We start from the raw sequence: 22,097 nt of genomic DNA, 5'->3' as shown, positions 1-22,097 counted from the left end.
GAGGACGTCGGTGCCGCGGTCGCCGAGCAGGCCGGTCAGTTCGGCGTCGTCGACCCGGACGGGGGCCCCCCCCCCCCGCGGGGGGGGGTTGGGGCGGGGGGGGCTATTCGGCGCCGCCCCCCCGGGACCAGCCCGGGCGCGCGCGCCCCCCCCGACAGTCACCGCCCGCGAGCAACACGCGGGTGCCCCGGCCTAGGAAGAGGAACGTCGTCGTGGAACGCGCTCAGCTGACCCCGCTCACTCCGACCCGCCCGCGCCGCGCCGTCGCGCTGGCCGCGGGACTCACCGTCACCGCGGCCCTGATCGCCGGATGCGACTCCGTCTCGGGCATCCCGGGCGACGATCCTGCCCCGGCCGGCACCACCACCGCGACAACCGCAGCGACGACGACAACGCCAACCGCGACCCAGGCGATCGCGCCCGGCGAACCAGCCCCGACCGGGGCGACGACCCCGCTGCCCGCCGACGCGCCCCAGGTCGGGGCGGTGCCCGGCGCCACCGACGCCGTGACCGCGGTGCGCCGCTGGGCCGCCGACCTGCAGACCGCCACGATCGCCGACCTGCAGGACAAGTGCTGGACGATCCCGCCGCGCACGGTCGCCGGCATGTACGCCGACCCGCAGGCGATCCTGGCCGCGCTCAGCCAGCCCGGCACCGCGACCGCCGACACCGTCACCTGGCGCAACCGCACCACCACCGTCACCGTCGAGCGCGAGTCCGTCGCCACCGGGTACGCGTGCGGTCGGGTGTTCGCGGCGGGTGTCGAGCCGGGTTACGACGAAGCCGACGCGCGCCACACCGTGCGCCGCTATCTCGCGCGGGCAACGGGCAAACCGCTCAATTCGGCCGACATCGAAACAACCCGTCCGCTGACCTGCAAGGCGAGCCCGACAACCTGGGATCCCCAAGGCACCGGCAACCCCACAGCACCCCCACTGACCGGCGACTCGGCCAAAGTAGGCAATGTCACCTCCTACGCCGGTGACGAGCTACGATCCGACCAGGTTCGCGGCGACTACCTGGCAGTTCACGTCCCGGTGACCACCTCGCCGGGGGGCACGCGGATGCGGACTTTCACCGTCGTACCGACCGCCGAGGGCTACTGCATCGGTGACGTAACGATTTAGCCACTACCCTGGTTGGCTGGTACTGGTAGGAGGAAACAGCTCGTGCAGATCACCAGCGTCGGACACGCAGGCTTCCACATCCGAACCACGGCCGGGACGATCCTGTGCGACCCCTGGGTCAATCCCGCGTATTTCGCCTCGTGGTTCCCGTTCCCGGACAACTCCCAGCTCGATTGGGAGTCGCTCGGCGATATCGACTACCTGTATGTCTCGCACCTGCATCGCGACCACTTCGACGCCGCGCATCTGCGCAAGTACGTCAACAAGGACGCGACGATCCTGCTGCCCGACTACCCGGTGCCGGATCTGCGCCGCGAGCTCGAGGCGCTGGGCTTCACCAAGTTCTTCGAGACCGAGGACTCGGTCAAGCACACCGTCACCGGGCCCAAGGGCTCGCTCGACATCATGATCGTCGCCCTGCGCGCGCCCGCCGACGGTCCGATCGGCGACTCCGGCATTCTCATCTCCGACGGTGAGACCACCTGTTTCAACATGAACGACGCGCGCCCGGTGGACATGGACGTCATCCACGACGCGTTCGGTGACATCGACATCCACCTGCTCCAGTACTCGGGCGCCATCTGGTACCCGGCGGTGTACGACATCCCGGCGCGCACCAAGGCCAACTTCGGCAAGCAGAAGCGTCAGCGCGGCATGGACCGTGCCCGCTCCTACATCGAGCAGGTCGGCGCGACCTGGGTGGTGCCCTCGGCCGGTCCGCCGGTGTTCCTCGATGAGGAACTGCGCTACCTCAACGACGATCGCGGCGACGAAGGCAATATCTTCCCCGACCAGATCGTGTTCCTCGAGCAGATGGAGATCCACGGCAACGCCGGCGGCATCCTGATGATCCCGGGTTCGGTCGCCGACGTGCGCGGCAAGGAACTCGACCTCGAGCACCCGTTCGATCCGGACCGGATCTACGGCGACAAGGCCGCCTACATCGCCGAGATGGCCGAGCGTTTCGCGCCGGTCCTCGCGGCGGAGAAGGCCTCGTGGGAGATCGGCGAGGGTTCGCTGCTCGAGCCGCTGCGTGAGCTGTTCGAGCCGATCATGAAGCAGTCCGCGCTGATCAGCGACGGTATCGGCTACCCGGTCGGCCTGGTCGTCGGCGACGAGACCGTGGTGCTCGACTTCCCGCATCGCACCGTGCGCGAGCCGCTCGAGGGCGAGGGCCGCTACCGCTACGGCTTCCGGATCGCACCCGAACTGGTGCGCACCGTGCTGCGCGACGACGAGCCGGACTGGGTCAACACGATCTTCCTGTCCACCCGGTTCCAGGCGTGGCGCATCGGCGGCTACAACGAGTTCCTCTACACCTTCTTCAAGTGCCTCACCGACGAGCGCATCGCCTACGCCGACGGCTGGTTCTCCGAGGCGCACGACGACTCCGCCGTCACCGAACTCGACGGCTGGGAAGTCCAGCGCCGCTGCCCCCACCTCAAGGCCGACCTCTCGAAATTCGGTGTGGTGGAAGGCAACAACCTCACCTGCAACCTGCACGGCTGGCAGTGGGACCTGGAATCGGGCCGCTGCAAGACCTCCAAGGGCCACGAACTCCGCTCACGCAAACTCTGAGCGAGATAGGGTGTCGGTATGGCATCGCCAGCCAGTCCAAACCCCGCGCCGGTTCCGCCGCAAGCGGACCCTGCGGCCATCCGCGCGAGCCTGACGCCGACGCTGGTCGCGATCTTCGACAGCGAGTGGGAACTCGTCCTGGACGAGGCCAAGGCAACCAAGGAACTCACTGGCATCCGCACCCTGCTGAACCACTGGCGCCACATCGCCTATGACGAGATGGTCGAACCCGGCACCTATTTCAGGCTGCAAGCCAAGGCCGAAGAGCTTTTGCAGTACGGCGCCGATGATGGCGCCGCGACGATCGAGGAGATGCGTGCCCTGATCCGGCAGAGACTGGAGGGGTAGGTGTACCTCATCGTTCCCGACCCGATCACCCTCGATCAGGTCGCTGCACTGCCGGTCACCGCGCTACTGCACTACGCGGAAGTCCTGAGCCTGCTCGAGCTCAAGCCGTGGGCAGGCGAGCCGCAAAATCGGGCGAACCCCGATGGCGCCGTCCGGCGCCTGCTGTTCGGCGCGCACGGCGCTGGTCAGCTCGTCTATCTCATCGCGGAAGACCGACAAGAGGTACATCTGCTCCGCGTGCTCTGGCTGGATTGACCGACCAAGAGCGAGGTTCAGGATTCGGCTGGGCCTGCTACGTGGCGGGCGTATTCGAGGATTCGCAGGGTTTCCACGGCGTCGCGTGGGTCGACGGGGACGGGGGCGTCGTCGAGTAGGGCGGCGGCCATGCCCGCGTAGAAGGCCGGGTAGTCGCCGGGGAGTGTGGGGATCGGGCGGAGGTCGTCGCCTGCGCCGAAGGTTCCCCACTTCTCGGATCGGACTGTGCCCCACGGGTTTCCATCGTTCGGGGTGCGGCCAGCGCGCAATGCGTCTTCCTGTGGGTCCAGGCCGTACACGGTATAGGCGTTGGTGGAACCGAGGACCCGCATACGTGGGCCCAGTTGTGGCGCGACGGCACTCATCCACAGCTGGGATCGGGTGCCCGAGGCGTGGGTGAGGGCGATGAACGCGTCGTCGTCGGCCTGGACGCCGGGGCGGCGGCGGTCGAGTTCGGCGTAGAGCTCGGTGACCGGGCCGAACAGGGTCAGCGCCTGGTCGACCAGATGACTGCCCAGGTCGAACAGGATGCCCGCACCGGCCTCGACGTCGCCCAGTTCACGCCAGCCGCCCTTGGGGACCGGGCGCCAGCGTTCGAACCTGGACTCGAAGCGACGGACCTCGCCCAGCTCGCCCGCCTCCATCAGGCCGCGCACCGTCAGGAAGTCGTTGTCCCACCGTCGATTCTGGAAAACGCTCAGCGGCAAGCCCGCTCGCTCGGCGGCCTCGACCACTTCCGTGGCGTCGGCCGAAGCTACCGCGAACGGTTTGTCCACGACCACCGGCAGACCCGCGGCCAGCGCGTTCAGCGCCAGGGGCGCGTGCGAACGGTTGGGCGTGGCGATCACCGCGAGGTCGATGTCGTCGGCTTCGGCGAACAGCTCCTCAGCGCCCGGCCACACCCGCACCCCGGGATGTTCCGCCCGCGCCTGCTCGGCCCGCTCCGGCGACGAGGTGACCACCGCCGCCACCCGCAATCGCGGATCGGCCGCGATCAGCGGTGCGTGGAACACCGATCCGGCCAGGCCGTATCCGACTACCGCTACCCCGAGCTGGTCCATCGCCATCCCTTCGTGGTGGGTTCCCGGGAACGAGTATCCACCCAGGACCGACCGCGAGCGGGGACCTCAGCGGGTGGGCAACCTCTCCACCGCCGAGCGCAACACCTCGGTGGCGATCGCGCAGTAGTCGTCGCGGAAGCCTTCGGCCCCGTGCACGGACACCTCGCTATGGCCTGTTTCGAAGTCCGCCGACGGCGCTGCGGGCACGCGCTGAGCATTCAACAAAGGCTCCGATCGTCCCGATTTCGACCGATCGCCGGATAGTGAACGTTCAGCGCAGTGGCCGACGGCGGGCGCGGCGGCTGGTGGAGCGACAAGCGCGTATGCCGGGTCCACTTGGCCCTAGCTACCGCCTGTCGGCGCGGCTCGGCTCGCCACCACCACCGCACCGAGCACGATCACGCAGCTGAGAACCGCTGTGGCCGAAAGCCTTCCGTCCGCGGCGTCGAGCAGCAGCGCCGCGACGAGTTGGCCCGCCACCGAGGTGAGGCCGAGGAGCAGGACGCCGATCATGCCGACGGTGACCGCGGCCAGGGCGATGAAGGCGACGCCGATGAGGCCGCCGAGGTAGAGCCACGGGGCCGTCGGGAAGTGTGTCGGGAGGCCGGAAGTCACCAGGGTGTACACGTCGAACAGGCAGAGCGCGACCAGGCCGACGGCGAAGTTGATCAGGGTGGCGGGGAAGGGGCCGCCGACCGCGCCGACCCGGCCGTTCACCGCCTGCTGCCAGGCCAGGCCGATGCCTGCCAGCGCGGGCAGCACGGTGAGCAGGGCATCGGACACACCGGTTGCCGCGGTAGCCGGGGCGGAATCGCGGCCCGCCGAAAGGAAGACGCCCACGATGCCGAGGACGGCGGCGACCACCCGCCACGGAGTGATCGATGTGCGGCCGTTCGGGGCGATGCCGAGGCGGTCGACGACGAGGCTGCTGAGCAGCTGACCTGCCACGACCGCGACGGTGAACGCGGTGACGCCGATGGCGGCGATCGTGAGTCCCTGACTCGCCACGAAGAACGCGCCGCACAGACCGCCGAGCAGCTGCCACGGCCGGACGGTGCCCGCCGACAGGGCGGTTCGCACTGTGCGCAGCCCGGCGCGCAGGGCCGGGCTGAACGCGAAGGCGATCAGCAGGACCAGCAGGCCGGTGCCGAAGCTGATCGTGGCGGCCGCGACGCCGTCGCCGAGTTCCGCGCCGAGCGCGCCGTTGATCCGCCCCTGCACCGCGACACCGGCGCCGATGCAGAAGCCGAAGAACAATCCGAGACCACCGCGCCCGATCACTCGTAGTGGAAACGGCACGACAGCACACGGATCACGCCATCATCGACGCGGTAGACCAACCGGTGCTCCTGTGTGATTCGCCGCGACCACCAGCCCGCGAGGTTGTGTAGTAGCGGCTCGGGTTTGCCGATTCCGCCAGCATGCCCGTTGACCACGATGTCATCGAACAGGCGGTTGATCTTTCGAGCGGCCGCGCGGTCGTTGGCGACCGTCCAGACGTAGTCGGCCCATGCCTCGCTGGAGAAGTCCAGTTTCACGCCACACCGGCCGTGTCGCCGGACGAGTCGTCATCTGGAATTTCGAGTTGCTCCCGAGGAGCGAAACCACCGGCCGCGAACTCCTCCAAGCCGCGCTGCAGGTGACGGGCGTTCGCGGGTGTGCCGAGCAGATGCGCGGTCTCCTTCAACGCCTCGTACTCGCGCAGGGACACCACCACGGCTGCCTCGTGCCCCGCCCGCGTGACAACGACCTCCTCGAGGTCGTCGGTGGCGGCGTCGAGCACGCTGGCCAGAGTCGCGCGTGCTTCGGTATAGCTGATCTGCCTCATACGCACCTAATGTACAGGATTGCTGTACAGGTGAGCATCGGCTTTCCTATACCGCAGATGCAGTGGCGACTAGTCGTCGGCGGTCCGTGGCGGCAGCCAGCTCCGGGTGAGCAGGGCGGACACGAGCAGGACCAGGGCCACCAGCCCGACCCCGCTACGCCCGACCATCGCACTCCCCTGGCCACTCGACAATGCCCGACCACGAGCATGCCAGCTCCGCCCCCGCACCCGCGACCCAGAGGAGGTGATTGCGCCCGGTGCCGTGTAATCAGGTCTTAGGTAGTCGGCGTACTGCCTCGACCAGCAACGATTCGACGGTTCGGCAGATCGAGTCGCTGTCGACGAAAGGCCCGGCGATTGCCAATTCGATTGCTTCGTACTGTTTTTCGTCCAGCATTCGGTGACGATAGATCCGCCCGCAGCCCAGCACGGGTCCGGGCGGCGCCGGTCCCGTGAGCAGCGTGATGCCGTCCACGGTGACCGAGCCCGTCGGTTCGAAGGACGTTCGCGTGGCAAGTAGCGTCATCTCCGCGCTGCCGAACCACTGGCAGTAGTGCACAGATTGCAGCACGCTCGGCACGGGGGTCAGTCGGCTGACCGCCGACGCCAATGCGGTGCGGTCGACCAGCGCGCACGGGTCGACCGCGGACAGTGAGATCGCGGCGTCGACACTGCGGGGCGCGGTACGGAGTGTCCGAGCAAGCTGTGCGATCACTTGGTCCGCGACAGCACAACCTTGCTGCTCGGCGAACTTCTCATCGAATTCGACGAGAATTCCGGATCTGCGACCGCTGTCGTTACTGGCGATCGCGCGCCGACACTGTTGGGCGTCGTCTTCGAGCACGGTGATTCCGTCGATCAGCTTGCGGTTGGGTGGCACCTCGCGCAGATCCACCCCGACCCGCAGCCGCATTCCGTCCCCGTTGACCCGTTGTTGCTGATCGGCGTAGCAAGCCCAATTGTGCTCGACCTCGAACCGCCACGACGCGATCGGCGCTGGTCCGGCCCGCAGCGCGACACTGTCACCCAGGGCAGCGCGCAGCCACGCACATGAATCGATGTGGCGTAACTCGGCCGTAGAAATACCGACCGGTTGGGCCGTTGCGGCGGGGCCCTCGTAGTGGAAGATCCAGAGTGAACCTGATGCGACGACCAACATGACTATCGTCGCCGCGAGCACCCGCCGAGTCCGCACCGACTGCGCCCCGACCCGAGCGCGCAGCGTCACATACCGCTCGCGTCCGAACCCAACCGACGCTTGCAGTATCGAGCCGAGCCTCGAGCGTGCGGGTGCAGTCGATTCGACATGCGCCGCGGGCGGGGCCTCGGCAAGCAGTTCGACGAGCGTGCGCGCTGCGCGGTCGATTTCTGCCAGGATCGCCGGCGGCCAGCCCTGCTGTCGCGTGCCGACGTAGGCGATGATCTGCGCAGGCGAGGGCCGGGCGGCCGGGTCCTTGCGCAGACATCCGGCGATCAGTTCTCGCAACGGTTCGGGAACCGCGCTGAAATCAGGATCGCGTTGCGCGATATTGAACAGCGTGTACGGGACCGATGGAGCCGCGAACGGAGCGACACCACCTGCCGCGAAAGCGAGCACCGATCCGAGCGCGAAGATATCCGACGCCGCGCTCACCGTGCCGCTGACGGACTGTTCGGGCGAGAGGTAGCCCGGTGGTGTGATGCCGGCACCCGCGATGACATCGATGCCTGCCAGTTCGATGCCGTCTCGGGTCAGCCACACAGTGTCGGGTCGCAAATGCTGATGCACGAGCCCCGCCCCGTGCACACCTTGCAGCGCCTGCGCAAGCGCCACCGCCAACCCACGCACCGCATCGACCGGGAGCACCCCGAATTCCGCGACCGCCTGATCCAACCGCACGCCGGACACGAATGTTCCTGCCGACCAAGGTAAGTGCTGTGTGACGGTCATGGTTTGGGCAACTTCTCGAGGACGGGGGTCAGCAGCGTCCGCAAGCGGTCACAGCCATCGATAGCGGCTTCGTTGTAGGGGATATAGGAGCCGCTGACCACTTCAGCCAATTCCTCGCTGGTCGGCCGAACCGTGAGGTCGTACGCGCAGAAGCCACCGCGGTCCTCGACAGTGCCCACCAAGCCGCCCAGGGTCGTCGACTTCTCATAACTTTTGGTCGGCAGTTTGTTGTCGACACGACGCCGCACGAAGAAAGAAAGATGGAACTCCCCGTTGGAGCCGGTGACCCAGCAGGTGCGATTCCCGGTCGGATACTTCTTCGCCGGGTCGCCGACGACACGGAGATTCAGTGGACGATCCATGACTGCACAGGCATTCAGCAACTGGAGGGAGCCCTCGGCGACTTTGCGTAACGGCGGGTTGACCGATACTCGGCGGACGATCGCCGCCAGCGCTCGCTCAGCCAGCGGGCAACTGTCGGTCAGGCCAGACGCTTCCATATTCAGCGGCATCCGCAGGCCGATCTGCGTCTCGACGAATCGATCACATGACTTGCCCTCTTTGCGATTACCCTGAACCGGCAACCACGCGATGGTGCTTCCCATCGGCAGCGGGTTCTCGTACGCCCAGCCTTCGCCGAGGGACAGCTCCAGGCCCAATTTCTGGCCGGCGGGATCGATGATCCCCGTCGAGCAGCTGTTGCCCAACGCCCCAGCTGTCGGCGGTGATCGGTATGTCCCGAAGTCACCGAGCACCTCGGGACCGAGCAGCGCACACAGGTCGAGCAGCATGGCTTCCCGGTCGGTGAGCACCAGCGGCGGGTCTGCCATCGCCACCGCGTGGCCCGGCACGCCGACCCCGACCAGCGCCGACCCGGCGAGTACCGCCACCGAAACCAGCGCGACAGCTACCAGCGACCGGATTCCGATCACCTTCCCGAGCCGACGGGAACTGCGCGGCGGCTCGGCCGATACGACGGCACCGCCCTGAGCCAACGCCGCCGCGTCCCGCTCGTACTCGACGACCCGTCGGCGAACCCGTACCGGCCACACCGGCTCCGCCTCGAGCCGCTGTGCGGCCGCGAGCAACTCCGTCGGCGTCGGTCGCTGTGTCGGGTCCTTGGCCAGACAGGCATCGACGATGTCGCGCAACGGTTGTTCGATGCCGCTGGTGTCGGGTTCGGCGTAGAGCACGTTGTAGAGCGTCTGCGGCGTGGAAGCCGCGGCGAACGGGCTCACCCCGGTTGCCGCCATCGCCAGGACCGCACCCGCGGAGAACACGTCGGCCGCCGCTGTCAGCGGACGGCATTCGGCCTGCTCGGGGGACATGTACGCCGGTGACCCGATCACTGCACCGGTGGCGGTCAAGGTGAGGTCGTCATCGAGCGCACGTGCGATGCCGAAGTCGATGAGTCGCGGTCCCTCATTGGTGAGCAACACGTTGCTCGGCTTGAGGTCACGGTGCACCAGGCCGGCGCGGTGGATCTCGATCATGGCCATCGCCAGCCCGATCGCCAACAACTTCACCCCACTGGGGGTGAGCCGCCCGAAGTCGGTCACCACCTCCTGCAGTGAGGGGCCCGCGATGTATTCCGAAGCGAGCCAGGGCGTTTCGACGCTGACGTCATGACCGACGACGCCGGCGGTGTAGGCACCGGTGACCCGGCCGGACGCGAGAACTTCCCGTTCGAACCTGTCCCGGAATTCGGCGCTCGTGGTCAGATTCTCGTGGATCTGCTTCACGGCGACGAGCCTGCCGTCCGGCGCCTGGCCGAGCAGTACCCGTCCCATGCCACCGCTACCGATCACGGCGAGGATTCGATACCGACCGAGCGAGGCGGGGTCGCGACGTTCACGTGGTTGCATGGTCACCTCACCGATCCTGCGCGAGCAGCGCGTACTGGGCAGCCGCCAGGTGCCGAACATCGGACTCCAGGTAGCTGTACACGAGCGCCAGGTCTACACCGCGGTAGACGATGCATTTGAAGCGACTCGCCTTGTGGCTACCTCTGAGCGGGAATTTCGCCTTCCAGCACGACACCGTGGGCAGGGATTCGATGCCCGGCATCGCGAGATAGTCCTCGTTGCCTTCTCTGGTGAGCCGGTCCGCCTCCGCAGCTGCGATCTCCGGGCTTCCGGTTCGGCGCAGGTAGTGGTCGTGCGCGACCGCGATCTGTGACACGGAGGCGGCGCGAAAAGTCGCGAGGGCCTTGGACGGCCTGCTCATCATCAGTGCGAGCGCACGCGGTCCGTAGACCGCGAAGGTCTTGTCATCGAGTTCGGCTTCGCCGGTTTGCACGACTCGGGCCAGCAGCCCGTCGGGGTCGATCCGCAGGGCTGCCAGATCGGCCTGGGGTGTGGGGGTGAAACCCGCCAGGTCGGCCAGCTGAGTTCGGTAGGTCTTGGCCACCACCTCACTCAGCAGGTCGGCCCGCGGTTCGAGAACCTTGGCATACACCCGGATGACCAAGCTCTTCCACGTCAACCAACTGCCGACGGTGGGCACCGAGGGATACCAATGAGTCAGTGCGCCAGGATATTCCGGCAGCACGAGCGGTTGGTTTCCCGGGTTCTGCTCGAAGTCGGCGCGGGCCATCTCCGCCACCGCTGTTCGTGCGATGTCCTCGCTGGGGAAAGCCAGCAGTGAAATCGAGACGAATTTCGCGTCCTTGTCGGCCGCCTGACCGTTGTCGGCGAACACGCCGAACGCACCGAGGATGTCGTGCTTGCCTGCCGCAGCACTCTGGGCGCCGGAGAGGATGTTCCGCCCGGGTACCAGACCGCGATGGTCGACCAGGACACCGCCACTACCCGTCGATGTGAGATCCGGGTCGATCTGGTCGGCGAAGCTCACCCGCTCGCCCAGCCGCAGCGACTCCACCAGGATTCCGCGGCCGTTGCTCAGCCCGGCGTCGTAGTCGGCGGGTATTCGCGCGGTCGAATACGGACCGTAGTCGGGTCCCACCGATTCGTCGCCACACGCCACCAGAACACTGACCAGAAGTACCGCAGGCACCGCGACGCGGGACAGCCCGAACCTCACGATATTCCCCCTCGAACCAGTCGTGAAACATGACCGGACATTTCGATCCCGTTGCGAAAGTTAGCATTTCGCGGTCAGACCCGCTACCGCTGCGGCAGTCGGCTTATCAACGTCGCGATGATCCCTTCGCCTACAGGACATCGATCCTGCTCTGGGACGGCGCCACGCACCTGCACGGTGACCGTCTCGTGGGAACTCACTCCGACAGGGCGGAATCGGTAGCGGCTGAGGCAACCGGTCTCGTTCGCAGCGCCTACGACGGCCTCGTTATAGACCACCGCACCACCACCGATATCGACAGCTGCGCGGGCTGAGATCGAGGCATCCAAGTCATCCGGCTGTGCCAGAACGAGCTGGATCTGCGAGTCACCGCCCCACTGGCAGGTGTGTGCTGACGACACGCCCGGCCCCGAGGAACCGGCTGCCCTGATCTCGTCCTCGGTGACGAGCGTGCACGGGTCGAGCGAAGACAACGACCGCGCGGCGTCCGGTTCGGTGACAAGCGAGGACAGCGACGCGACGAGACGGCCGATGATGTGTTCGGCGAGCGCGCAATCGACAGCCGTTCCCGCGTCGACGCTGATCCCCCAGGACGCCTGCCCGTCCCCGGCGACGGCGACGGCACAGTCGCGGCCACGTCCGAGTAGGTCGAGTTGGCCGACTGTCCGGCCGGTCGAGACGAATCCGACCAGCGCTGCGCCGATTTCGACGGTGACGCGTCCGGATCCCGAGTTGGCATCACAGCCCCACGAAGACGTCGGCTTCCACTCCCACGATGCAGTGTCGCGGCGAACTCCCACGGCAGCGTCGTCCGGCAGGGTCGGGCCGACGGCCTGGCGGACCCATGCGCAAGTGTCGACTCCGCGCAATCGAGCCAATGTCGGCATGGTTGCTGCTGGGTCGGCGGTGGTCGCGGGCTCGGAGCCGCGCAACATCGCCACCGCGACAGTCGCGGCGACAATCATGGTGGCCGCCCCCAGTACCGACCCCACGAGTACCCCCCGGCGGCGTTTCAGCGGCGGGGGCGGTGGTGGATTTGCTGGCCTGGGGTCGAGAATGATCTGGGTACGATCGGGGTCGCTGCTGAACGCCTGGAGAGCCGCGGACTGTTCGTTGATCTCGTCGTGGATCGGCTCCGGCCATGGTCGTCGGACGGCGAGAACACCGAGATAGTCGAGGATTTGCGCCGCGGTCGGGCGGTGCCGGGGGTCTTTGCGGAGGCAACCTGCCAGGAGTTCGCGCAGTTGCTCGGGGACTGGGGTGCGGTCCGCTTCGGTATGGACGATATTGAACAGGGTGAGCGGGGCCGAGTTCGCAGCGAACGGGCTCTTGCCTGTCGCTGCCATGTAGAGCAGTGCGCCGAGGGAGAAGATGTCGCTCGCGGCGGTGACAGGTTCGCCCGCAGCCTGCTCGGGCGACATGTAGGCCGGCGATCCGAGGATGCTGCCCGCTTCGGTGAGCGTTTCCCCCGATTCGACGGCTTGGGCGATGCCGAAGTCGATGACCCGCGGGCCGTTATCGGCCAAAATTACGTTGGCGGGCTTGAGGTCTCGATGGATCAGGCCTGCGGTGTGGATCGAATGTAGCGCCGAAGCCAGGCCAGAGGCCAGGGTGCGGACACCGGCGACCGGAAGCACGCCGTATTTGCGAACCGCACTGTCGAGCGGCGGCCCTGCGATGAACATCGAAGCCAGCCAAGGCGTTTCGCCTGAGGTGTCGAAATCGACCACAGCGGCGGTGAAAGCGCCCGAGACACGCGTCGAGATCGCGACCTCGCGGTGGAATCGGAGGCGATAGTCACCGTCGTCGAGCAGTCGCGAGTGGATCTGCTTGATCGCGACGAAACGACCGTCCGGGCCGACGCCGAGCAGTACTCGCCCCATCCCGCCTGCCCCCAGCAGGCCGAGAATTCGATAGTGGGAGACCATGTTCGGCTCATCAGCCGACAGCGCACTGATCACTTGTGTCCGACTCCCCCGATAGCTCACCACGGCCGCGGTAGCGCTCACCTGCCGTGTGTCCAGAACCTAACACCAAACCCGGCTGATCCGGGCCGCGACTAGTCGGCGTGACGCGGCAGCCAGGTCGGTGTCAAGGCAGCGGCGACCAACAGCACCAACCCGAGCAGAGAAACGGTGGTCGACATCGACAGCCACTGCGTCGCCATGGCGACGAAGCCGAAGACCAGCAGGGCGACGATCTCCGAGAGCAGGCCGGAGAACGAGAGGACGGTCGCGCGGGCACTGCCCTCGATGGCGGCCTGCAGGCGGGCGCCCACCACCACCTCGATATTGAAGTCGATGCCGTAGGCGATGCCGATGCCGGCGAAACCGGCCCACAGCAGCCACGGACCCGCCGTGAGTGCGGCGCCTACCGCCAGTGAGCCCGCGATGAACAGGATTCCGGCGACGAACAGCGCGGCGGCCAGCCAGCGGGCCGGGACGACTTCGGTGCGGCCCGCCAGCAGGGAACCCAGGAGCGAGCCCGCTACCGTGACGGCGACCAGCAGGGCGGAGGTGCTGGTCGAAGCGCCGCCGGAGACCGCGAGCAGACCGAAGTACTCGTCGAAGGCCGTGACGCCATAGAGCAAGGCGCCCAACAGGACTCCCCGGCGAACCCGGCGGATGCGGAACGCCTCCGCGGTGCCGGTGCGCAGCATGGTGAGGTAGCGGGATAGTCCGCCCGGTTCGGCACCGGACATCGACTGCGCCGACCCCGGGACGACATGTGGCCCGGCGGCACCCGGCGGCTCGTCGTCGAGGTCGTCGACGGCGCCAGCGGAGATCGCGACCGGCGCGCTCGGCAGCGCGACGGCGGTCAGGGTGTGCAGCAAGGCGATACCGACACTGACCCACCCGACCAGCGGATAACCGCCGAGCGCGAACAGCGGTGCGGCCGCCAGAATCGCCACCAGCACCGTGGTTTCCTGCGCGCCACGGGCCCAGCCCATGATCGAGGCGTAGGCCGACGGTTCGCCGCGGGCGACGAGGTCGTCGTAGATCAGCGCCTCGAAGGTGCCCGATTCCAGGGACGAGGCGACGCCCCACACCACGAATCCCAGCGCGAAACCGAGGAACGACGGCGCCAGCATCCAGAGGGCGAAGCAGGTCGCCTGCAGGAGCGAGCTCAGGACCAGCAGCGCACGCCGGGAGACGGTGTCGGCCCACGCGCCCGACGGAACCTCCAGCACGAACGCGGTCACCGACCAGAGGGCGAGCAACAGGGAAATCTGCGCAGTGCTCAGGCCGTGATCGGCGAACAGCACGCCGTAGAGGGCATAGATCGGCAGGAGGTCGCGCGAGCCCTTGAACAGGACCGCGCGGATGGCGACCCCGCGGACGCCGACCGGTTCACGGGTCAACCGTGCCACCATCGCCGCACCGAGTCGCCGGAGCTCCGAAGATCAACAGCCGTAGATGAGCATGCGCATGCGTCCATGGTTCGCCGCGCACGCGCGGTGCGTCAAGCGATTATCCGAGGGGGATCCAGCCGCTCGCCGACAGCGAATCGTCGTCGTCGGTGGTACCGATCGCGGGTTTGCCGTCGTTGAGGTCGTTGATCAGTTCCGAGACCGGATGCGAATCGCTGTAGTGGTAGCCCTGGGCCAGCGCGAAGCCGAGCTCGGTGAGCACCGCCGCCTGGTATTCGGTCTCCACGCCCTCGGCGATGACCTGCAGATCCAGCGACTTGCTGAGCGCCGCGATGACACCGAGCAGCGGCGGCGCCGGCGAGTCGGAGCGGATCGCGGCGACGAAGGACTGGTCGACCTTGAGGATGTCGCTGGGGATGGTGGCCAGGCGGCTCAGCGAGGAGTAGCCGGTGCCGAAATCGTCGATGGCGATGCGCACGCCACGGTCGCGCAGGGTGTGCAGGTTGGTGATCGCGGTCTGCGATTCGGCGGCCAGTTCGCTCTCGGTGACCTCGAGGACGAGCTGGTCAGCGGGCCAGCCGGTGTCGTTCAGGATGGTCGCGACCCGCTCGGCGTAATCGGGTTCGGCCAGCTCGAGGCCGGAGACGTTGACGTTGAGGGTCAGGTTGAGCGAGGCGAAGCTCTCCTGCAGGCGGGCGGCGTCGGCGCAGGCGCGGCGCAACACCAGCTCGTCCAGGTCGGAGATGAGGTCGTATTCCTCGGCGACGCGGATCAGGCCCTCCGTGGTGACCTCGGGCTGGGCATTCGACGACCAGCGCAGCAGCGCCTCGACACCGACCGCCTGGCCGCCGTCCTCGGTCAGGCTGACGATCGGCTGGTAGTGCACGTCGAGGGCGCCGCGGTCGATCGCCTCGCGCAGCTCCACCGCCAGCGGCAGCTGCCGCGACGACTCGAGCACCGTGCGGTTACGCCCGGCCTGCTTGGCCCGGTACAGGCCCACATCGGCGCGGCTGATCAGCAGCGAACCGGACTCGCCGGGCTGCCAGGAGGTGACACCGGCCGAACACCCCATGGTCACCGCGGCGCGCAGTTTCTCGGTGAGCAGGATCGCGGCCTGCTCGGTGGTGCCAGGGAGCAGCAGCGCGAACACGTCGCCGCCCAAGCGGGCCAGCACCTGGTCGGGGGCGAGCAGGTTGTGCCAGGTGTCGGCGACCCGCTGCAACACCGCGTCACCGGCCCGGTGACCGAGGTGATCGTTGATCTTCTGGAAGCGGTCCAGGTCGACCAGGACCAAGGCAAGGCCCTGACCGCCACGGCCCGCCGCATCGATCGCTGGGTTGAGCTGCTTCTCGAAACCGCGCCGGTTCAGCAGACCCGTGAGCACGTCTATGTCGGCCTCCGAGGCCATCCTGGTCAGGATGCCGACCACGACGCCCGCGCCGAGGGTGACGCCGGCCGGGATCATGCCCGACCACCAGGGCAGGCCGCGGTCGGGCAGCACCCACAGGCACAACGCCATGGCGAACCCGATGTGCGCGGCGGCCTGCGGCCAGGCGAAGAACAGGGCGGCGTCGCAGGCGACGAAGACATAGAACGAGGCCAGCGTGATGCCGGCGGTCAGGTTCGGAAAGGAGTGCACGGCGATCGTCACCAGGACGGCGGCGGTCGCGAGGTAGAGGTGGTGCAGGGCATGCGGCATCCGCGGTCCCCACGCCAGCAATGTCAGACCGAGCATCAGCGCGACCGCCGCCGCCGTACCGACCAGCAGCCGATTACCGTCGTCACCCGGTGCGACGGCAGTGATCGTCAGGCCGAGGACACCGCCGAGGACGTAGAACGCCCCCGTTGTCCTGGCCATGACCTTCGCCGTCGCCAACGCCGATGCCGCCCGCACCCGGGTTCGGGTATCGCCGCGCGCCCCGATTCCTCGCACGAGCACCAGCCTAGATGTTGTTCGGTCAGGGCGTTTGCCAAAAGAGCTCTACGGTTTCAGTACGTCGGTGCCGACGAACGGCACCAGCGCCGCGGGCACCCGCACCGAACCGTCGGCCTGCTGATGGTTCTCCAGGATCGCCACGATCCAGCGTGTGGTCGCCAGCGTGCCGTTCAGCGTGGCCGCGACCTGCGCCTTTCCGTTCTCGTCCCGGTAGCGGATCGCGAGCCTGCGCGCCTGGAAGGTGGTGCAGTTCGAGGTGGAGGTGAGCTCGCGGTAGGTCTGCTGGGTCGGGACCCAGGCCTCGCAGTCGAACTTGCGGACGGCCGAGCTGCCCAGATCGCCCGCGGCCACATCGATCACCCGGTAGGGCACATCGATGGCGGCCAGCATCTCGCGCTCCCACGCCAGCAACCGCTGATGCTCGGCATCGGCCTGCTCGGGGGTGGTGTAGACGAACATCTCCACCTTGTCGAACTGGTGCACGCGGATGATGCCGCGGGTGTCCTTGCCGTAGCTACCGGCCTCGCGCCGGAAGCACGACGACCAGCCCGCGTACCGCTTCGGGCCCGCGCTCAGGTCGAGGATCTCCTCGGCGTGGTAGCCGGCCAGCGGCACCTCCGAGGTGCCGACGAGGTACAGGTCGTCGTCGGCCAGGTGGTAGACCTCGGCCGAATGCTGACCGAGGAAACCGGTGCCCGCCATGATCTCCGGGCGCACCAGCACCGGCGGGATCATCATGGTGAAGCCGTTGGCGACGGCTTTCTGCGCGGCCAGCTGCAACAGGCCGAGCTGCAGCAGCGCGCCCGCGCCGGTGAGGAAGTAGAACCGGGAGCCCGACACCTTGGCGCCGCGCTCCATATCGATCAGGCCGAGCGACTCGCCGAGCTCGAGGTGATCCTTGGGCTCGAAGTCGAACTCCGGCGGGGTGCCGACCGTCTCGAGCACGATGTAGTCGTCCTCGCCGCCGGCGGGCGCGCCCTCCTGCACCACATTGGAGATGGCGCGGTGCGCGGCGTCGAGGTCGGCGTCGGCCGCGTTCTGGGCGACCTCGGCTTCCTTGACCTTCGCGGACATGTCGGTGGCGGCGGCCAGCAGCGCCGGGCGCTCCTCCTTGCTCGCCTTGCCGATCACCTTGCCCATCGCCTTGTGCTCGGCACGCAGCGTGTCGGCGGTGGCGACGGCGGCCCGGCGCGCGGCGTCGGCTTCGAGCAGCGCGTCGACGAGAGCGGGGTCCTCACCGCGGGCCCGCTGAGAGGCTCGGACGGCTTCCGGGTTCTCGCGCAGGAATCGGAGGTCGATCATAGGAAAACAGCCTAGTAGCTGATGCCTTGTGGCCGGAACAGGGGCATAGTTGCCGGTGTGAGTACTACTTTCGACACCGCCGTCATCGACAACGCACTCGCCGATCTCACACAGGGGGAGAAGACCTGGGCCACGACGGATCTGCGTCGCCGCCGCGAACTGCTCGAGGAACTGCACGCGCTCACCGCCCTCCATGCCGAGGCCTGGGTCGCGGCCGCTTGCACCATCAAGCAACTGCCCGCCGACAGCCCGCTGGTCGGTGAGGAGTGGATGTCCGGGCCGATGACGATGCTCGCCGGCGCGCAGGCGCTGGCCGAATCGATGGCCTCGCTCGAACGTGGCGCGAGCCCGCTCGATGGTGTCGAGTTCGGTACCGCGCCCGGCGGCCGCCTGTCGGTGCCCGCGCTGCCGCACAGCGGCTACGACAAGCTGCTGCTCAACGGCTTCAGCGCCGATGTGTGGCTGCGGCCGGGCGTCGACGCGGCGACCGCGCGACGCAAGGCGGGCCTCGCCCAGCTCGACCCGGCCGCGACCGGTGGCGTCGGCGCCGTGCTCGGCGCGGGCAACATCATGTCGATCGCGCCGCTGGACACCCTCTACGAGCTCTACGCCAACAACCGGGTCGTCGCGCTCAAGCTCAACCCGATCACCGATCCGCTGCTGCCGGTATTCCAGGCGATCTTCGCCCCGTTCATCGCGATCGGCGCGGTCCGCATCCTCACCGGTGGCGCGCCCGAGGGCGGCTACCTGGTTACCCACCCGCAGGTCGCGCACGTGCACATGACCGGCGGCGCGCCCACCCACGACGCGATCGTGTGGGGCCCCGGCGAGCAGGGCGCGCAGCGCAAGCAGACCGGCGAGCCCGCGCTGGACAAGCCGATCACCAGCGAACTGGGCGGCGTCGCGCCGTGCATCGTCGTCCCTGGCGACTGGTCGGCGGCGGACCTGAAGTTCCAGGCCGAGCATGTGGCGACCCAGCGGCTGCACAACGGCGGCTACAACTGTGTCGCGGCCCAGACCGTGGTGCTCAGCGCGGACTGGCCGCTCAAGGAGCAGTTCCTCACCGAGCTGCGCTCCGCGATCGACAACGCGCCGTCACGGCCCGCGTACTACCCGGGCAGCGGCGGCCGGGTCGAGGGCGCGCTGGCGGACTACCCCGGTTCCGAGCGGGCCAACGGCCGGGTCCTGGTCGAGAACCTGCCGACCAGCGATACCCCGCTGCTGCGCACCGAGTACTTCTCCCCCGTCCTCGGCGTGGTCGAGCTCGCGGGCACCGGCAACGAGTTCCTGCGCAACGCGGTCGATTTCGCCAACGAGGAGCTGATGGGCACGCTCGGGGCCAACATCATCGCGCACCCGGCGACCATCAAGGAACTGGGCGGCAAGCTCGACACCGCGATCGAGGACCTGCGCTATGGCACCGTCGCGCTCAACGCCTGGACCGGTCTGGCCTTCCTGACCCCGCGCGCGAGCTGGGGCGCCTTCCCCGGCCACACGCTCGACGACATCCAGAGCGGCATCGGCGTCGTGCACAACGCCTTCCTGCTCGACGACGTGGAACGCACCGTGGTGCGCGGCCCGTTCCGGCCCGCACCGCGCTCGATCCTGAGCGGCGAATTCACCACCACGCCGAAGCCGCCGTGGTTCGTCAGCAACAAGACCGGCACGGCCACCGGCCGCAAGCTGACCGAGTTCTACGGTGACGGCAAGCCGACCCGGCTGCCGGGCATCTTCGCCTCAGCCCTGCGCGGCTGACCTCGACCTGGGCCCGGGACGGAACGTTCCGGGCCCAAGGCCGTGGCACGGCGAGCACCTCGCTGCCATGATGGACCGCGATGTCTGAACAGCGGAGTGAACCAGCCAAGGGACGAGCGCAGCGCCGTGCCGCCGATTCGCTGCACCTGTCCGCGAACAAGCTGCGGTGGGGGCTGCTGATCGGCGCGCTGGGCGCGGTGATCGCGGCGATGGTCACCATGGTGGTCACCGGCTTCGAGAACGACACGGGCTTGGAGGCGCATCAGCCCGGGTCGGCGCCCGTGGTCAGGGACAAGGAGTTCAGCAGCGCGAACGAGGGCGACTGCCTGAGCTGGACCAAGGCCGACCGCAGCGACCTGGTGAAGGTGAACTGCGAGGACAAGCACCTGTTCGAGGTGGCCGGGGTCGTCGACCTCAGCGCCTACCCCGGCCGCGAGTTCGCGGGCGGCACCAGGCACCCCGACTCGCTGCGGATGACCGAGCTCAGGGACGAGCACTGCGTCCCTGCGGTGCAGCGGTACCTGGGCGGGCGCTTCGATCCGCGCGGGCGGTACATGGTCAACGTGATGTCGCCGAGCCCGGCGGGCTGGCAGCACGGCGACCGGACGCTGCGCTGCGGCCTGCAGGTGGCGGGCACCTCGGCGAGCCCGGCCGCGACGGGCAGCATCGCGGGTTCGGACCAGTCGAAGGTGCACGCGACCGGCACCTGCCTCGGTATCAACCAGAACCTGCCGACCGATCCGGTCGACTGCGCGCAGCCGCACGCGGTCGAGATCGTCGGCACCGTCGACCTGGCGGCCAACTTCACCGGCGGGCCGCCGTCGGAAGCCGATCAGGACAAGTTCGTCGAGGCCGAATGCAACCGGCTCTCCACCGACTATCTCGCCAGCCCGGACGCCATTCGGAACAAGACGCTGACGCTGTTCTTCGACTATCTGGAACCGACCAGTTGGCTCGCCGGTAGTCACAAACTGGATTGCTGGCTCGGAAAGGGCGCCGACCGTGAGGGTTTCGCGCCGATCGTCGGTTCGGCGCGCGGCGAGATCCTGATCGACGGGCAGGCACCGGTGCCGCCGCCGAACACCGGCCGCTCCACCCCGGCGCCGCTGCCCGGCGCCGCACCCCGGCCGCCCCCGCCGAAACCGCGGGGACCGGGCCGGCCAGGATGTCGCCGGAGCGGGTCGGGGGGCGGGTGGGCGGCGCGCGCGCCCAGATCCCCCCCCAGCGGGGCCGGGGCATCGACAATGTCGTGGTGCTGGTCGAGGCGAGGAACGACGAGGAACCCTCGCTGCTCGGGCTGTATCACGGGATCGCGCTGACCGATCGCGACAGCTACTACGCCGGTTCGCTTCCGGATACCGTGACCATCTATCGAGAGGCTATTCTCGACATCTGCAACACCGACGACGAGGTGGTCGAGGAAGTAGCGATCACCGTGATCCATGAAATAGCACACTATTTCGGGATTGACGACGACCGGTTGCATGAGTTGGGATGGGGCTAGCGAAAAATGGGTGGGGATTCGATGGAACCGAACGACCCGCTCTCGCGTCCTATCACTCGTAGGGGGAATTCTCGTGGTTCCCGTTAGTCGCCACCAGAAGGAGTCGGGTCATGGTCGGACACGTTCTCGTCACACCTGAAATCGTCCTCGCCGCAGCCGCCGAGCTGGATCTGCTCGCCGAGCGGCTCGCCGTGGCCGCAGGCCTGGCCGGGCCAACCACGCACGTGCTCCCCTCGGGAGCCGAAGAGGTGTCGCTGCTCGCGGCGTCGCACTTCAACCGGGCCGCCGCCACGCACGACAGCTCGGTCGCCCAGGGCATCCTCGAGCTGCACCACGCGGCCGCGACCCTGCGCTCGCAGCTGGTCACCAACATCGGCGAAGACATCGCCCAGGGCGCGGCGATCACCGCGATCCAGATCTAGTCGTACCCGATCCGTCGACGATCATTCATTCAGGGGAGAAACAAGCATGACCGCAGGGATCACCGGGGTCTTCTGGCTGCCGCGCATGGCAGAAGTCAACTCGACCACGCTCAACGCGGGCGCACACGCGATTCCGATCTCGGCCGCGGCCACGTCGTGGGGCACGCTGGCCGCCGCGTGGGGCGATGCCACCTTCACCGTGACGCGCGTGATCGCCGAGATCGGGGTCGGCCTGCAGGGCGTCAACGGCATGGCCGTGCTCGCCAAGCTGGCGCCCTTCGGCGCCTGGGCGGGTCAGCAGGGCATCATGGCCGCGGCGATGAGCGCCAAGGCCACGGCCAACGCCACCGCCTACACCGTGGCCTCGATCGCGATGCCGAGCCTGCCCGAGATCGCCGCGACCAACACCGCGGTCGCCGCGTCGGCCAACCCGCCCGGCGTCGTCTCCGGCGCGTTCGAGGCCGCCGAGGTCGCGCGCCACGCCATGGACATCCGCGCCGCGCTGGTGATGGAGACCTACGAGGCCGCCACCACCGCCACCGTCACCACGCCCGGCGAGTTCTCGATGCCGCCGACGATCGCCAGCGGTGCGGGCACCGCGGCGCAGGGCGACTTCGGCGTCGGATAAACATCTCCGAG

The 22,097-nt window shown here is 68.2% G+C and carries 19 protein-coding genes and 1 pseudogene; 9 read left to right on the top strand and 11 right to left on the bottom strand.

What is annotated here, in order from left to right; all coding sequences use genetic code 11:
* Nucleotides 1–212 precede the first annotated feature (212 nt).
* The 4 genes from ACFWPJ_RS03925 to ACFWPJ_RS03910 are packed head-to-tail and all read left to right on the top strand — an operon-like array spanning nt 213 to nt 3,308.
* Nucleotides 213–1,127 carry a hypothetical protein gene (locus tag ACFWPJ_RS03925; RefSeq protein WP_378846810.1) on the top strand — a complete coding sequence of 305 codons (915 nt, stop codon included), beginning with the start codon at nt 213–215 and terminating at the stop codon, nt 1,125–1,127.
* Between the two features lie 42 nt (nt 1,128–1,169).
* Nucleotides 1,170–2,705 (top strand): Rieske 2Fe-2S domain-containing protein, encoded by a 1,536-nt coding sequence (locus tag ACFWPJ_RS03920; protein ID WP_378846807.1) that lies wholly within the window; start codon nt 1,170–1,172, stop codon nt 2,703–2,705.
* An 18-nt stretch (nt 2,706–2,723) separates the two neighbouring features.
* Nucleotides 2,724–3,053 (top strand): DUF6247 family protein, encoded by a 330-nt coding sequence (locus ACFWPJ_RS03915; RefSeq protein ID WP_378846804.1) that lies wholly within the window; start codon nt 2,724–2,726, stop codon nt 3,051–3,053.
* Nucleotides 3,054–3,308 (top strand): hypothetical protein, encoded by a 255-nt coding sequence (locus tag ACFWPJ_RS03910; protein ID WP_378846801.1) that lies wholly within the window; start codon nt 3,054–3,056, stop codon nt 3,306–3,308.
* A gap of 17 nt (nt 3,309–3,325) precedes the next feature.
* On the opposite strand, the gene ACFWPJ_RS03905 is transcribed toward ACFWPJ_RS03910, so the two are convergent.
* The 11 genes from ACFWPJ_RS03905 to serS all read right to left on the bottom strand — a co-directional run bounded on the left by ACFWPJ_RS03905 (nt 3,326) and on the right by serS (nt 17,777).
* The gene (locus tag ACFWPJ_RS03905) at nt 3,326–4,369 is read right to left on the bottom strand and encodes a Gfo/Idh/MocA family oxidoreductase (protein WP_378846798.1); all 1,044 of its coding nucleotides are present in this window, start codon (nt 4,367–4,369) and stop codon (nt 3,326–3,328) included.
* A gap of 342 nt (nt 4,370–4,711) precedes the next feature.
* On the bottom strand, nt 4,712–5,650 hold the full coding sequence (locus ACFWPJ_RS03900; RefSeq protein WP_378846795.1) for a DMT family transporter: 939 nt from the start codon (nt 5,648–5,650) through the stop codon (nt 4,712–4,714).
* A complete protein-coding gene (locus tag ACFWPJ_RS03895; protein ID WP_378846792.1) occupies nt 5,647–5,907 on the bottom strand; it encodes a Txe/YoeB family addiction module toxin in 261 nt (86 codons plus the stop codon). The genes ACFWPJ_RS03900 and ACFWPJ_RS03895 overlap by 4 nt, the downstream gene beginning before the upstream one ends.
* A complete protein-coding gene (locus ACFWPJ_RS03890) occupies nt 5,904–6,197 on the bottom strand; it encodes a type II toxin-antitoxin system Phd/YefM family antitoxin (protein ID WP_378846789.1) in 294 nt (97 codons plus the stop codon). The genes ACFWPJ_RS03895 and ACFWPJ_RS03890 overlap by 4 nt, the downstream gene beginning before the upstream one ends.
* A gap of 268 nt (nt 6,198–6,465) precedes the next feature.
* Nucleotides 6,466–8,085 (bottom strand): hypothetical protein, encoded by a 1,620-nt coding sequence (locus ACFWPJ_RS03885; RefSeq protein WP_378846787.1) that lies wholly within the window; start codon nt 8,083–8,085, stop codon nt 6,466–6,468.
* A 38-nt stretch (nt 8,086–8,123) separates the two neighbouring features.
* Entirely contained in the window at nt 8,124–9,992 is a 1,869-nt protein-coding gene (locus ACFWPJ_RS03880) for a serine/threonine-protein kinase (RefSeq protein ID WP_378846815.1), read from the bottom strand.
* Nucleotides 9,993–9,999: 7 nt separating this feature from the next.
* Nucleotides 10,000–11,169: a hypothetical protein gene (locus tag ACFWPJ_RS03875; protein WP_378846784.1), complete on the bottom strand. Its 1,170-nt coding sequence runs from the start codon at nt 11,167–11,169 to the stop codon at nt 10,000–10,002.
* A gap of 83 nt (nt 11,170–11,252) precedes the next feature.
* Entirely contained in the window at nt 11,253–13,097 is a 1,845-nt protein-coding gene (locus ACFWPJ_RS03870) for a serine/threonine-protein kinase (protein ID WP_378846781.1), read from the bottom strand.
* Nucleotides 13,098–13,228: 131 nt separating this feature from the next.
* Nucleotides 13,229–14,539, bottom strand: coding sequence for an MFS transporter (locus ACFWPJ_RS03865; RefSeq protein ID WP_378846813.1), 1,311 nt, complete (start codon nt 14,537–14,539; stop codon nt 13,229–13,231).
* A 100-nt stretch (nt 14,540–14,639) separates the two neighbouring features.
* Nucleotides 14,640–16,472, bottom strand: coding sequence for a putative bifunctional diguanylate cyclase/phosphodiesterase (locus ACFWPJ_RS03860; protein ID WP_378846778.1), 1,833 nt, complete (start codon nt 16,470–16,472; stop codon nt 14,640–14,642).
* Nucleotides 16,473–16,520: 48 nt separating this feature from the next.
* Nucleotides 16,521–17,777 carry a serine--tRNA ligase gene (gene serS / locus ACFWPJ_RS03855; RefSeq protein WP_378846776.1) on the bottom strand — a complete coding sequence of 419 codons (1,257 nt, stop codon included), beginning with the start codon at nt 17,775–17,777 and terminating at the stop codon, nt 16,521–16,523.
* Between the two features lie 57 nt (nt 17,778–17,834).
* Here serS and ACFWPJ_RS03850 point away from each other — a divergent pair, with 57 nt between their 5' ends.
* The 5 genes and pseudogenes from ACFWPJ_RS03850 (at nt 17,835) to ACFWPJ_RS03830 (ending at nt 22,086) form a co-directional block, all read left to right on the top strand.
* Nucleotides 17,835–19,532: an aldehyde dehydrogenase family protein gene (locus ACFWPJ_RS03850; RefSeq protein ID WP_378846774.1), complete on the top strand. Its 1,698-nt coding sequence runs from the start codon at nt 17,835–17,837 to the stop codon at nt 19,530–19,532.
* Between the two features lie 80 nt (nt 19,533–19,612).
* Nucleotides 19,613–20,668: pseudogene (locus ACFWPJ_RS03845) on the top strand (septum formation family protein); the annotation flags it as partial.
* A gap of 29 nt (nt 20,669–20,697) precedes the next feature.
* Nucleotides 20,698–21,036 (top strand): metallopeptidase family protein, encoded by a 339-nt coding sequence (locus ACFWPJ_RS03840; protein ID WP_378846772.1) that lies wholly within the window; start codon nt 20,698–20,700, stop codon nt 21,034–21,036.
* Nucleotides 21,037–21,146: 110 nt separating this feature from the next.
* Nucleotides 21,147–21,458 carry a PE family protein gene (locus tag ACFWPJ_RS03835; RefSeq protein WP_218717458.1) on the top strand — a complete coding sequence of 104 codons (312 nt, stop codon included), beginning with the start codon at nt 21,147–21,149 and terminating at the stop codon, nt 21,456–21,458.
* A gap of 46 nt (nt 21,459–21,504) precedes the next feature.
* Complete coding sequence (locus tag ACFWPJ_RS03830) at nt 21,505–22,086, top strand: PPE domain-containing protein (RefSeq protein WP_378846769.1); 582 nt, start codon at nt 21,505–21,507, stop codon at nt 22,084–22,086.
* The last annotated feature ends 11 nt before the right edge of the window (nt 22,087–22,097 follow it).

The organism is Nocardia sp. NPDC058497, from assembly GCF_042720195.1.
In the GTDB taxonomy this organism is placed as follows: Bacteria; Actinomycetota; Actinomycetes; order Mycobacteriales; family Mycobacteriaceae; genus Nocardia.
Note: the sequence above shows the minus strand (reverse complement) of the source record. Positions and strands in the feature narration are given on the sequence as shown.

What these genes read in the sequence shown, in the direction of transcription:
- ACFWPJ_RS03880 (WP_378846815.1), bottom strand. Translation starts at nt 9,992, where the DNA reads ATGCAACCACGTGAACGTCGCGACCCCGCCTCGCTCGGTCGGTATCGA.
- ACFWPJ_RS03870 (WP_378846781.1), bottom strand. Translation starts at nt 13,097, where the DNA reads ATGGTCTCCCACTATCGAATTCTCGGCCTGCTGGGGGCAGGCGGGATG.
- ACFWPJ_RS03890 (WP_378846789.1), bottom strand. Translation starts at nt 6,197, where the DNA reads ATGAGGCAGATCAGCTATACCGAAGCACGCGCGACTCTGGCCAGCGTG.
- ACFWPJ_RS03840 (WP_378846772.1), top strand. Translation starts at nt 20,698, where the DNA reads ATGTCGCCGGAGCGGGTCGGGGGGCGGGTGGGCGGCGCGCGCGCCCAG.
- ACFWPJ_RS03835 (WP_218717458.1), top strand. Translation starts at nt 21,147, where the DNA reads ATGGTCGGACACGTTCTCGTCACACCTGAAATCGTCCTCGCCGCAGCC.
- ACFWPJ_RS03905 (WP_378846798.1), bottom strand. Translation starts at nt 4,369, where the DNA reads ATGGACCAGCTCGGGGTAGCGGTAGTCGGATACGGCCTGGCCGGATCG.
- ACFWPJ_RS03915 (WP_378846804.1), top strand. Translation starts at nt 2,724, where the DNA reads ATGGCATCGCCAGCCAGTCCAAACCCCGCGCCGGTTCCGCCGCAAGCG.
- serS (WP_378846776.1), bottom strand. Translation starts at nt 17,777, where the DNA reads ATGATCGACCTCCGATTCCTGCGCGAGAACCCGGAAGCCGTCCGAGCC.
- ACFWPJ_RS03830 (WP_378846769.1), top strand. Translation starts at nt 21,505, where the DNA reads ATGACCGCAGGGATCACCGGGGTCTTCTGGCTGCCGCGCATGGCAGAA.